This window comes from Streptomyces sp. SID1328, from assembly GCF_009865595.1.
Classification (GTDB): Bacteria; Actinomycetota; Actinomycetes; order Streptomycetales; family Streptomycetaceae; genus Streptomyces; species Streptomyces griseoluteus.
Map to the genome: position 1 here is coordinate 1 of NZ_WWKH01000447.1, position 11,077 is coordinate 11,077.

11 protein-coding genes and 4 pseudogenes are annotated in these 11,077 nt (G+C 72.5%); 9 read left to right on the forward strand and 6 right to left on the reverse strand.

Annotation, left to right across the window (positions count from 1 at the left end; all coding sequences use genetic code 11):
* Positions 1-391, reverse strand: a pseudogene (locus tag GT030_RS13585) (hypothetical protein); the annotation flags it as partial.
* Between the two features lie 313 nt (positions 392-704).
* Here GT030_RS13585 and tuf point away from each other — a divergent pair.
* From tuf to snpA, 3 genes and pseudogenes are all read left to right on the forward strand, one after another.
* Positions 705-1,874, forward strand: coding sequence for an elongation factor Tu (tuf, locus tag GT030_RS13590; protein ID WP_161201338.1), 1,170 nt, complete (start codon positions 705-707; stop codon positions 1,872-1,874).
* A gap of 61 nt (positions 1,875-1,935) precedes the next feature.
* Positions 1,936-2,781, forward strand: coding sequence for a fused MFS/spermidine synthase (locus tag GT030_RS13595; protein ID WP_161201339.1), 846 nt, complete (start codon positions 1,936-1,938; stop codon positions 2,779-2,781).
* A gap of 484 nt (positions 2,782-3,265) precedes the next feature.
* Positions 3,266-3,913: pseudogene (gene snpA, locus GT030_RS13600) on the forward strand (snapalysin); the annotation flags it as partial.
* 249 nt (positions 3,914-4,162) lie between these two features.
* Here snpA and GT030_RS36415 read toward each other — a convergent pair.
* A pseudogene (locus tag GT030_RS36415) lies at positions 4,163-4,355 on the reverse strand (MFS transporter); the annotation flags it as partial.
* A 58-nt stretch (positions 4,356-4,413) separates the two neighbouring features.
* Positions 4,414-5,406: a hypothetical protein gene (locus GT030_RS13610; protein WP_161201341.1), complete on the reverse strand. Its 993-nt coding sequence runs from the start codon at positions 5,404-5,406 to the stop codon at positions 4,414-4,416.
* Between the two features lie 118 nt (positions 5,407-5,524).
* On the opposite strand from GT030_RS13610, the gene GT030_RS13615 reads away from it, so the two are divergent.
* Complete coding sequence (locus tag GT030_RS13615) at positions 5,525-5,977, forward strand: DUF4442 domain-containing protein (protein ID WP_031181945.1); 453 nt, start codon at positions 5,525-5,527, stop codon at positions 5,975-5,977.
* Positions 5,978-5,983: 6 nt separating this feature from the next.
* On the opposite strand, the gene GT030_RS13620 is transcribed toward GT030_RS13615, so the two are convergent.
* Positions 5,984-6,655: an MBL fold metallo-hydrolase gene (locus tag GT030_RS13620; RefSeq protein ID WP_161201346.1), complete on the reverse strand. Its 672-nt coding sequence runs from the start codon at positions 6,653-6,655 to the stop codon at positions 5,984-5,986.
* A 159-nt stretch (positions 6,656-6,814) separates the two neighbouring features.
* Between GT030_RS13620 and GT030_RS13625 the strand changes: the two genes are divergently transcribed.
* On the forward strand, positions 6,815-7,468 hold the full coding sequence (locus GT030_RS13625; RefSeq protein ID WP_161201342.1) for a DedA family protein: 654 nt from the start codon (positions 6,815-6,817) through the stop codon (positions 7,466-7,468).
* 22 nt (positions 7,469-7,490) lie between these two features.
* On the opposite strand, the gene GT030_RS13630 is transcribed toward GT030_RS13625, so the two are convergent.
* Complete coding sequence (locus tag GT030_RS13630; protein ID WP_161201343.1) at positions 7,491-8,018, reverse strand: gamma carbonic anhydrase family protein; 528 nt, start codon at positions 8,016-8,018, stop codon at positions 7,491-7,493.
* Between the two features lie 156 nt (positions 8,019-8,174).
* Here GT030_RS13630 and GT030_RS13635 point away from each other — a divergent pair, with 156 nt between their 5' ends.
* The 3 genes from GT030_RS13635 to GT030_RS13645 all read left to right on the forward strand — a co-directional run bounded on the left by GT030_RS13635 (position 8,175) and on the right by GT030_RS13645 (position 10,264).
* Entirely contained in the window at positions 8,175-8,939 is a 765-nt protein-coding gene (locus GT030_RS13635; protein WP_161201344.1) for an acyltransferase, read from the forward strand.
* Positions 8,940-9,102: 163 nt separating this feature from the next.
* Positions 9,103-9,675, forward strand: a complete 573-nt coding sequence (locus tag GT030_RS13640) for an XRE family transcriptional regulator (RefSeq protein WP_161201347.1) — start codon at positions 9,103-9,105, stop codon at positions 9,673-9,675.
* Positions 9,676-9,709: 34 nt separating this feature from the next.
* Positions 9,710-10,264 (forward strand): YbaK/EbsC family protein, encoded by a 555-nt coding sequence (locus GT030_RS13645; RefSeq protein ID WP_161201345.1) that lies wholly within the window; start codon positions 9,710-9,712, stop codon positions 10,262-10,264.
* Here GT030_RS13645 and GT030_RS13650 read toward each other — a convergent pair.
* Positions 10,261-10,668 (reverse strand): CoA-binding protein, encoded by a 408-nt coding sequence (locus tag GT030_RS13650; RefSeq protein WP_161201348.1) that lies wholly within the window; start codon positions 10,666-10,668, stop codon positions 10,261-10,263. The genes GT030_RS13645 and GT030_RS13650 overlap by 4 nt on opposite strands.
* 140 nt (positions 10,669-10,808) lie before the next feature.
* Between GT030_RS13650 and GT030_RS13655 the strand changes: the two are divergent.
* Positions 10,809-11,077 (forward strand): annotated as a pseudogene (locus tag GT030_RS13655) (hypothetical protein); the annotation flags it as partial.

Sequence of the window (11,077 nt, forward strand, 5' to 3'; positions counted from 1 at the left end):
CGCCCAGCACCGTGCCCGCCAGCGCCGAGGTCAGCCCCAGCGCGGAGCCGAACAGCGCGCCCGCCGCCAGGTTGAGCAGGGGGCGCGGGACGAACGCCACCGTGCACAGCCCGTACGCCAGCGCGAAGACCCCGGCCGCCGCGAACCCGCCGAGCTGCGGCGGCCAGCCGTCGGTGAGCAGACGCTGCGGGTCGAAGACCAGGACGGCGGTGGCCGCGGCAGCGAGCAGGGTGAGCAGCAGCGCGAGACGGAGATACGCGGACGGCCACGCGCGTACGGCGGGACCGGCGGGGGTGACGGGCGTGAGGGGCACGGCTGGGGTCGGCCTCAGGACTACGACGGGGGGAACGGCCGTGGCGGTGCCCCCAGAGCGGGTGGTGGCATCGGGCATTCGGCGACAGTAACCGACCCAGGGGTGTGATCGGCGTATGGTCTACGGCCGTTGACGCTCCGAAGGCCGCGGAAAACCGTTCGACGTGGGACGACGCGTCCGCCATGATCTGCATCATGTTCCGGTACGCCTTCCTCGCAGCCTCCGCCCTCGCGGACGCGCCGAAGGCTGCCGTCCTCGTCCTCGTGGCAGCCGTCGACGGCGCCCGAAGCTGACCCTCTCCGGAAAGTCCGGCGGACCCCGCGAGGGGAGGGTCGGCGGATTCCAGGGGTCCCGCGCTCTCCACGCACCACCAAGACCACGAGGGACAGCCATGCCCAAGACGGCATACGTGCGCACCAAGCCGCATCTGAACATCGGCACCATGGGCCACGTCGACCACGGCAAGACCACCCTGACCGCCGCCATCACCAAGGTGCTCGCCGAGCGCGGCACCGGCACGTTCGTGCCGTTCGACCGCATCGACCGGGCCCCGGAGGAGGCGGCGCGCGGCATCACCATCAACATCGCGCACGTCGAGTACGAGACGGACACCCGGCACTACGCCCACGTCGACATGCCCGGCCACGCGGACTACGTCAAGAACATGGTCACCGGCGCCGCCCAGCTCGACGGGGCCATCCTGGTCGTCTCCGCGCTGGACGGGATCATGCCGCAGACCGCCGAACACGTGCTGCTCGCCCGGCAGGTGGGGGTCGACCACCTGGTGGTCGCGCTCAACAAGGCCGACGCGGGGGACGAGGAGCTGACCGACCTGGTCGAGCTGGAGGTGCGCGAACTGCTCACCGCCCAGGGGTATCCGGGCGAGTCGGTACCCGTCGTACGGGTCTCCGGGCTCAAGGCGCTCGCGGGCGACCCGCGGTGGACGGCGTCCGTGGAGGCGCTGCTCGACGCGGTCGACACCTACGTGCCGATGCCGGAGCGGTACCTGGACGCGCCGTTCCTGCTGCCGGTGGAGAACGTGCTCACCATCACCGGGCGCGGGACGGTTGTCACCGGCGCGGTCGAGCGGGGCAGGCTCCGCGTGGGGGACCGGGTGGAGGTCCTGGGTGCGGGGGTGGAGAGCGTGGTCACGGGGCTGGAGACCTTCGGCAAGCCGATGCCGGAGGCGCAGGCCGGGGACAACGTGGCGGTCCTGCTGCGCGGGGTGCCGCGCGACGCGGTCCGGCGCGGGCATGTCGTCGCGGCGCCGGGGAGTGTGGTGCCGGGCCGGCGGTTCACCGCGCGGGTGTACGTGCTCGCCGGGGCCGAGGGCGGCCGCAGGAAGCCGCTGTCCACGGGGTACCGGCCGCAGTTCTACCTCCGTACGGCGGACGTGGCCGGGGACGTCGGCCTGGGTGAGGCGGGGATCGCCCGGCCCGGCGACACGGTGGAGATGACCGTGGAGCTGGACCGGGAGGTGCCGCTGGAGCCGGGGCTCGGGTTCGCCATCCGGGAGGGCGGCCGGACCGTGGGCGCGGGGACGGTCACCTCGGTCGGCTGAGCGGTACGGGGTGCGTGGGGCTCGTCCCCGCGCACCCCGGCGGACCGGCGACAATGGCCGGGTGAGCGAACCGATACCCGTGAGCAGGGCCGTCGACCACGGCACCGCCAAGCTGATGCCCGACGTCGACCGGGACCGGGCCTGGGCGCTCACCGTCGACGGGGCTCCGCAGTCGTATGTCGACCTGGACGAGCCGGAGCACCTGGAGTTCGAGTACGCGCGGCGGCTCGGCCACGCCCTCGACGTGGCGGCCGGGCCCGGCCGGGCGCTGGACGTACTGCACCTGGGCGGGGGAGCGCTCACCCTGCCCCGGTACGTCGCCGCGACCCGGCCCGGCTCCCGGCAGGACGTGATCGAGGCCGACCGCGGCCTCCTCGACCTGGTCACCGAACACCTCCCGCTGCCGCCCGCCTCGGGCATCACCACCCATGCCGCCGACGCACGAGCCTGGCTGGCGGCGGCCCCCGCCGACAGTGCCGACATCGTCATCGCGGACGTCTTCGGCGGCTCCCGAGTCCCGGCCCACCTCACCTCGCTGGACTACGCCCGAGAGGCGGAACGCGTACTGCGCCCGGACGGCCTCTACCTCGCCAACCTCGCCGACGCGACCCCCTTCACCTTCCTCCGCTCCCAACTGGCGAATTTCGCCGCCCTGTTCGACAACCTGGCCCTGATCGCCGAACCAGCGGTCCTCCGAGGCCGCCGCTTCGGCAACGCGATCCTCCTCGCCTCCCACACCTCGCTGCCCACGGCCCCCCTGACCCGCCGCACGGCCGCCGACGCCTTCCCGGCGCGGGTCGAACACGGCCCGGCGCTGAGCAGGTTCATCGGTACGGCCCGCCCCCTCTCCGACACCGACGCCGTCCCGTCCCCCGAGCCCCCGGCCGGCGCCTTCGGCATCGGCTGACTCCGCCTTCGTCGTGTCCCACCGGCCCTGGGGGGACCCCAGGGCCGGTGGGACACGAAAGAAGCGGAAGCTCCTGTTTTGTGGCGTCGGTCACAGCGTCCCGGCGACCAACCGGCTCGCTTAGTAGACGCAACATGAAAGACATCTAAGGATTTGTCCGTCTTAGCCCGAATGCGGATCCCGCCGCGCGTCCTGGGATTCCCCCGGTCGGTCCGCACGCCTCGTTGCCCAGTGGCGTAATGCTTCTGACGCCACGACAGCTCTTCTCTCCTGTCCGCCATGTATGGACCGAAGACCCATGCCTGCCCTGGCGAGGTCCGGGGACCTACGAGGCGACGTAGTGGCGAGGGCCCTTTGCGCTCTTTGTCGAGCCGCTCTAACAATGACGCCCCACAGGACGTCGCCGCAGTTCGGAACCGGTGGTCACGCGCAGCCGACCGGGCACCGGGCGATCGACGTCACCGGAGTGAGTAGGAGCCCCCACATGAAGTCGTCCCGAACGTCCGCGAAGCTCCTCGCCCTCGCTCTGGGTGTGGCCTCCAGCGCGCTGGGCGCGGCGGTGCCAGCCGGTGCCCAGACGGCCGACACCGCGTCCGCTGCCACCGGTACCTCCGTGGCGCGGTACTCCGGGTCGGTTGAGGAGGCCGCGAACAACAAGGCGTTCTTCGAGGCCGTGCTCAAATCCGTCACCGAGAAGCGTGCCGCCCAGCCGAACGCGCAGGCGGTGACCGTCCACTACGACGCCTCGCAGGCACCAAGCTTCCGTTCGCAGATAGCGAGCGCGGCCTCGATCTGGAACAGCTCCGAGTCCAACGTCAAGCTGCAGGAGGCGTCGAGCGGTGGTGCCGACTTCTCCTACCGCGAGGGCAATGACCCGCGCGGGTCCTACACCTCCACCAACGGCCAGGGAAGTGGCTACGTCTTCCTCGACTACACCCAGAACCAGCAGTACGACTCGGTCCGCGTCGTCACCCACGAGACCGGGCACGTGCTGGGCCTGCCGGACGACTACGGCGGGCCGTGCACTGAGCTGATGTCGGGCGGCACCGCCGGCCCGTCCTGCACCAACCGCTACCCGAACGTCACCGAGCGCTCGCGTGTCGACCAGCTGTGGGCCAACGGACTCGCGCAGGACCCAGGCGCGGCACGATCACCCGAAACCGCCGGCCCGCTCGCAGGCGGTGTCGCCGGTGGCGGCGAGGCACCGATCAGGGGCGATGCCCGGGCTCCCAGCACGCCCGCGATCACCGCGCCGGCACCCGCACCCGTCCTGGTCCGTATCGGCTGATCCACGGCAACAGCAGATCACCCATCAGTACGCACGGCCCGGACACGTCCAAGGACCCTGCCACGGCCGACAACGACCGTGACGTCCGAGTCACAGGAACACCACCAGCGGCAGGGCGCGGGCCGCCGCCACCAGACCCACGTCGCCGGCGTCCCCGCCCGCGTCCAGCACGGCGAACGGCCGCGATCAGCGACCCGTTGGCGCCGAGGCCGGTGACGACGGCCGCGCCGGTCAGCGGCGAGTAGTCGCGGCTCGCCCACGAGGGGCGCCAGGAGGAGTCCGGGATCACCGGCCGGCTGTGGCCGGGCGACCCCGCGACTGCCTACCCGATTACGCGCCGTCCGTCAGCTCTCCGTGGGGTCCCCGTGCAGCCGCACCGAGGACAGGATCTTCATGATGGTCGCCGTGTCGACCTCCTCCTTCACGCCCTTGGCGCCGTAGAGGTCGAACGACACGATGTCCTGCGCGGAGTTGCGGAAGGCGAAGGAGACCGCCTTGCCGTCGCTCGCGCACTTGCCCTTCTGCGGGCTGCCCGACGAACGCGCCCACGCGTAGGCGCCCTTGACGCCCGAGGACGTGGTGAAGGGCTTGGTCTTCTTGTCGTACGTGAGGCTCTTCTTGTCCGGCTGGGTGTAACCGCCGTACACGTACCACGGCACCCGCATCACCGCGGCCTGCTCCGGGCTCTTCGCGCCGCTCTCACCGCGCGTACCGGCCACCGCCAGCGAGGTGTCCTCCGTACGGCCGTCCTTGTCGCTGTCGTCCGTGCACCACTTGGACTTGTAGACGGCGGGCGCGGACACCGAGGTGATCAGCTTGTCGTCGTCCGCGTGGTCCTCCATGAAGTAGGAGGTGTCCGTGGACTCGAGCTGCCACTCCGGCGGCACGTCGAACGCGGTGCCGAACTTCGGGTTGACGACGACCTTCCAGCCGGCGACGACCGGCTTCTCCCCCTCCCCGCCACGCGGGTTGTCGTCCGGCGTCGACGAACTCACCGTCGGCTCCGGCGTGGGCGACTGGCTGGTCTTCTTCCCGCCCTTGGCCTCGTCGCGGCCGTCGTCCTTGGAGCCGAGGACCAGATACCCCGTCACCCCGGCGGTGACGACGACCGCGAGGGCCGACACGATGGCGACGACCTTGACCCGGTTGCTCCCGCCCGGCTTGTGCGGCGGCTGCGTCGGTGGCCCCCACTGGGGCTGCTGCCCGTACGGGTTCGGCTGCGGGTACTGCTGGTAGCCGGGCTGCGTATACGGATTCGGCTGCTGGTAACCCGGCTGCTGGTACGGGTTGTCCTGCGGGTTCTGCGCGCCCCCTGGCGGCTGCTCTCCTGGCCACATGGCCAGAACCCTAATGCGCCACGGGACACGTTTCGGTCACCGTCCCTCGTCAGGGGGGTACCGAAACGGTCGGGACCGGGGCTGGCCAGGTCCGCTACCCGTCGGTAACATCGCGGTCATGACAGTTGAGAGCGCCTCCATGGGCGACATGCTGGCCGCCGCGGTGCCGATGGTGCGGACCCTGAACCTGGAGTTCATCGAGGTCACCCCCGAGCGCGCGGTGCTCCGGCTGCCGGACCAGTCCGATTACCACAACCACCTGGGCGGCCCGCACGCCGGCGCGATGTTCACGCTGGCCGAGTCCGCGAGCGGGGCCATCGTGCTGACCGCCTTCGGCGAGCAGCTCTCGCGGGCCGTGCCGCTCGCGGTGCGTGCCGAGATCGACTACAAGAAGCTCGCCCTCGGCCCGGTGACCGCCACCGCCACCCTGGGCCGGCCGGCCGCCGAGGTCGTCGCGGAACTGGACGCGGGCAGCCGCCCCGAGTTCCCGGTCGCCATCACCATCCAGCGCGAGGACGGCGCCGTCTCCGGCGAGATGACCGTGGTCTGGACCCTGCGTCCGAACGGCTGACCTTCCTCACCGTGTCGCGGCGGCCGCTGCCCGCAGGGCCGCCGCCGCGCCGTGGACGACCGGGTCGCCGTGACCGAAGACGGCCGTGTCCGCCTCCAGCGCGGCGAGCCGGTGCAGCGACTCGACGGCCCGCGCGCGGTCGGTGTTGAAGACGCCCAGGGCGGTCCGGCCGACGTTGGCCACCGCGTCGCCGGTGAACAGCACCCCCGGCCCGGGCAGATGGACGGCGATCGACCCGTCGGTGTGGCCGGGCACCGCGACCACCACCGCCCCGCCGCCGAACCCCAGCACATCGCCGTCCGCCGCCTCCCGGTCCACCCGGCACGGTGGAGCCGGGGGCAGGACGGGGACCGCCGCCCGGATCGGGATCTCGAACTCCTCCAGCACCGGCGGCGCCCCGGCCGCCTCGCCCCGGATCACCGGCGCCTCCAGCCGGTGCGCCACCACCTCGGCCCCGTGCCGGGCGGCGAGACAGGCCGCCGAGCCGGTGTGGTCCTCGTGCCAGTGCGTGAGAACGATCCGCCGAAGCCGGCCCTCGAGCACCTCCTCGATCTCCGGCGCCGCCCCCGCCGTCCCGGAGTCGATCAGGGTCAGCTCGTCGCCGTCCCGCCACAGGCAGGCCGCCCCCACGGGGAAGCGGAGCACGTGCAGCGTGGGCAGTACCTCGATCAGGTCCATGCCTCCAGCCTGCGCGTCCGCCCGCGCGGCCATGCGTTCGTTCGCCATGGGCTCAGCGGCCGTGCCCTCCGGCGGTGCGCGGCGACCGGGTAGCCTTCCCAGGGGGTGCGCGGACACGGCGCGCCCAGCGGGGTGCGACAGCGACTGGGAGGAACCGCGGTGCACGTGCAGGAATGGCTCGACTCGGTGCCCGCTGTCGCCGTCTACGCCCTGGTGGGCCTGGTGATCGGGCTGGAGAGCCTCGGCATCCCGCTGCCCGGCGAGATCGTCCTCGTCTCGGCCGCGCTGATGTCCTCCCAGCACACCGGGATCGACCCGTTCGTGCTCGGCGCCTGCGCCACGGCCGGTGCGGTGATCGGCGACTCCATCGGCTACGCGATCGGCCGCAAGGGCGGGCGCCCGCTGCTGAACTGGCTGGGGCGGAAGTTCCCGCGCCACTTCGGCGAGGCGCATGTCGCCACCGCCGAGCGGTCCTTCGAGAAGTGGGGCATGTGGGCGGTCTTCTTCGGCCGCTTCATCGCCCTGCTCCGCATCTTCGCCGGACCCCTCGCGGGCGTCCTGCGCATGCCGTACTGGAAGTTCCTGATCGCCAACGTGCTCGGCGGTGTCGTCTGGGCGGGCGGCACCACGGCCGTCGTCTACTACGTCGGCATGGTCGCGGAGGACTGGCTCAAGCGGTTCTCCTGGGTGGCACTGGCCGCCGCGATCGTCGTCGGCCTCGGCTCCTTCGTGGTCATGAAGCGCCGCTCGCAGCGCAAGGAGTCCGCGGACCAGGCCCCCGAGGCCGAGCCGGTCGGCGCCGACCAGGCGTAGGGGCCCCGCCCGCGCCCCCCTCCTACCCGTGCACGGCCCGGTGCGTCTTCGCCAGGTCCGCGTAGAGCGTGCCGTTGAGGGTGACGCCCTGCCGCTCCTCCTCCGACAGCTCCCGGCGGACCTTCGCCGGGACACCCGCCACCAGCGAACCGGGCGGCACGACCATGCCCTGCGGGACGAGGGCCTGGGCGGCGACCAGGGAACCGGCGCCGATCACCGCGCCGTTCAGCACGGTCGCGCCCATGCCGATCAGGCAGTCGTCCTCGACTGTGGCGCCGTGCACCACGGCGTTGTGGCCGACGGAGACGCGCTCACCGATCGTCAGCGGGAAGCCGGGGTCGGCGTGCAGGGTGACGTTGTCCTGGATGTTGGCGTCCGCGCCGACGGTGATCCGCTCCGCGTCACCGCGCACCACGGCCCCGTACCAGACGCTCGCGCCCGCCCGCAGCGTCACGTCGCCGATCACCGTGGCGTTGGGGGCGACGAACACCTCCGGGTCGATCGCCGGTTCCCTGCCGCCGATGCCCACGATCAGGGCCTTGTGCGTCATCCGTGTCCACCGTCTCTCTGCCGAGCGAAAAATCGGGCCGGACCGCGCCGGGCGGTCTCCCCGCGCACGGTAGGGCATCGCGGGGCCGGCCGGATGGGGTGAAGATCACAGGCGCCCGGCGCCTCGCGGTGAGTGACCGCTGAGTAACGTGGGCGGGTGCCGAAGCCCAAGAACACGTTCACCTCCTGGCGGCAGGGGCTCGCCCAGCGTGCCGTCCATGCCGCGTGGGGCTGGGCGCAGCGCCGGGGCGCGGTCACCGCCGGGCATCCGGGCCGCTTCCGGTTCGGCGCCATAGGTGAGGCGACCCGGCTCGCCTTCCCGCTCGGCACGGTCTTCGGCGAGCCCTGGATCACACTCGGCTCGCACTGCATCATCGCCGAACAGGTCACCCTCACCGCCGGGCTCATGCCCGACCTCGACCTCGGCCCCGATCCCATCCTGCGCATCGGGGACGGCGTGGTCCTCGGCCGGGGCAGCCACGTCATCGCGGACACCACCGTCACCATCGGCCGGGACTGCTACTTCGGCCCGTACGTCTACGTCACCTCCACCAACCACTCCTACGACGACCCGAACGAGCCCATCGGCCGCCAGTGGCCCCGGATGGAGCCCGTGGAGATCGGCGCCGGCTGCTGGATCGGCACCGGCGCGGTGATCCTGCCCGGCGCCCGGATCGGCCGGAACGTGGTGGTCGCGGCCGGCGCGGTCGTGCGCGGCACGGTCCCGGACCACGCGGTGGTCGCCGGGGCGCCCGCCCGTGTCGTACGGCGCTGGACACCCGAGGAGGGCTGGCAGCCTCCGCTGCGCACCCCTGCCCCGGTGCCGCCCCCGGCCGGGGTCACCGGGGCGCAACTGGGTGCGCTGGCCGCACTGGACGAGGAGCAGGTGGAACAGCTCGCCAAGCTGGACGCGGAGGGCTGAGCGGGCGGGCGCGTGCCCCGTACCGGACCGCGCAGTACAGTGCGGTGCACGACCGGGTGCGGCGCGCCGCCGTCCCGTGCACCCGATCCGGTCATTCCTTCCCGTGACCGACGAGGTCCCCGTGGCCTCGGTGACTCCCGATGTGATCTGCAATGGACGTGATGTGGCGGACCTCGACCTGCTGACCCAGTCCCTGGCGCGCAACGTCCGCCGCTGGCGCACCGAGCGCGGCTTCACGCTGGAAACGCTGGCCGCCCGCGCCGGAGTCAGCCGGGGCATGCTCATCCAGATCGAGCAGGCCCGCACCAACCCGAGCATCGGCACCGTCGTCAAGATCGGCGACGCGCTCGGGATCAGCGTCACCACGCTGCTCGACTACGAACAGGGGCCACGCGTCCGGGTCGTCCCCGCCGAGCAGGCGGTCCGGCTCTGGCACACCGAGGGCGGCAGCTACAACCGGCTGCTGGCCGGCACCGAGGCGCCCGGCCCGCTGGAGCTGTGGGACTGGAACCTGATGCCGGGCGAGCACAGCAGCGCCGACCCGCACCCCTCGGGCACGGTCGAGCTGGTCCACGTCACCTCCGGTGAACTCACCCTGGAGGTCGACGGGGTACGGCACGCGGTCCCGGCCGGGGCGAGCGCCACCTTCGAGGCCGACACCCCGCACACCTACGGCAACGAGGGTGACGTACCGATGCGGATGGTGATGGCGGTCTCCGTGCCCCCGGTGCGCTGACGGGTGCCGTCGCGACGGCTGTTACGGTGCCGCTATGCGCGCCCCCATCGGAGACTTCGACAACGCCGTCCCCGCCCCCGAGGCCCTGGCCGAACTGACCGCACCGGTCGCGGAGGCGGTACGGAACTGGCGGGGGTCAGTCCCCGCCGAGCAGATCCTCTACGTCGACACCGACCCGGACCTCGCGGACACGGCCGTCTTCGTCCAGCACTACGGCGCCGACCTGCCCGAGCTGAGCGCCAACTGCGTGGTGGTCGCGGGCAAGCGCGGCGGCGAGACCACGCTCGCCGCCTGCCTGGTGCTGTCCCGGACCAAGGTCGACGTCAACGGCACGGTCCGCCGCCAACTGGGCGCCCGCAAGGCGTCGTTCGCCCCGATGGACCTGGCGACCGGCGAGACCGGCATGGAGTACGGCGGCATCACCCCGCTCGGACTCCCCGCCGCCTGGCCGGTGCTGGTCGACTCAGCCGTGCTGGACCTGTCCTACGTCCTGGTCGGCAGCGGCCGCCGGCGCGGCAAACTCCTGGTGCCCGGCAAGGCGTTCGCCGAGGTCCCCGGTGCGGTCGTGATCGAGGGGCTGGGCATCTAACCCAGGCGGGGGATCTCGATCGCCGGGCAGGCGTCCATGACCATCTCCAGACCCGCCGTCCGCGTCCGCTCGTACGCCGCCTCGTCCACCACGCCGAGCTGGAACCAGACCGCGCGGGCGCCCTTGGCAACCGCCTCGTCGGCCACCGCGCCGGCCAGCTCGCTGTTGACGAACACGTCGACCACGTCCACGTCGAACGGGATGTCGGCGAGGCTCGCGTACCCCTGCTCGCCCCCGACCGGCTCGGCCTTCGGGTGCACCGGCACCACCCGCTTGCCGTACCGGCGCAGCACCTCGGCGACCCCGTAGGCGGCACGGGACCGGTTGTTGGAGAGGCCGACCACCGCCCAGGTGTCGCCCAGACCGGTCAGGATGGTGCGGATCGTCGCCTCGTCGCCGTACACGGCGGCCTCCTCCAAGCGCGGGAACTGTGCCGTGGGGACAACAGCGGGCGCCGCGCCCCGATTCCCCCGCTTGCCCGCCACGCTGTCCGGAATCGGCACAAGGTGCTGCGTCCGGGCCTCGGCGCGCCTACGCTCGCTGCGTGCTGCGCATCCTCGACGCCCGGACCGGTGAGTCCGTCCCCGCCACCCCCGCCCGCCGGGGCCTGACCCGAGTGGAGGCCCACGCGGGCGGCCTCGACCTGACGGCGCTGCGGGTGCTGCTCACCGCCGACCTCCTCGTCCGCGCCCTGGAACTGGGCGGCACCCCCGTCTGGACCATGCTCACCGCACCCCGCGAACAGGCCGAACTCGGCACGGCGGCGACGGCGTTGAGCATCCGCCCCTTCGAGGACAGCCGGGATGTCGCGTC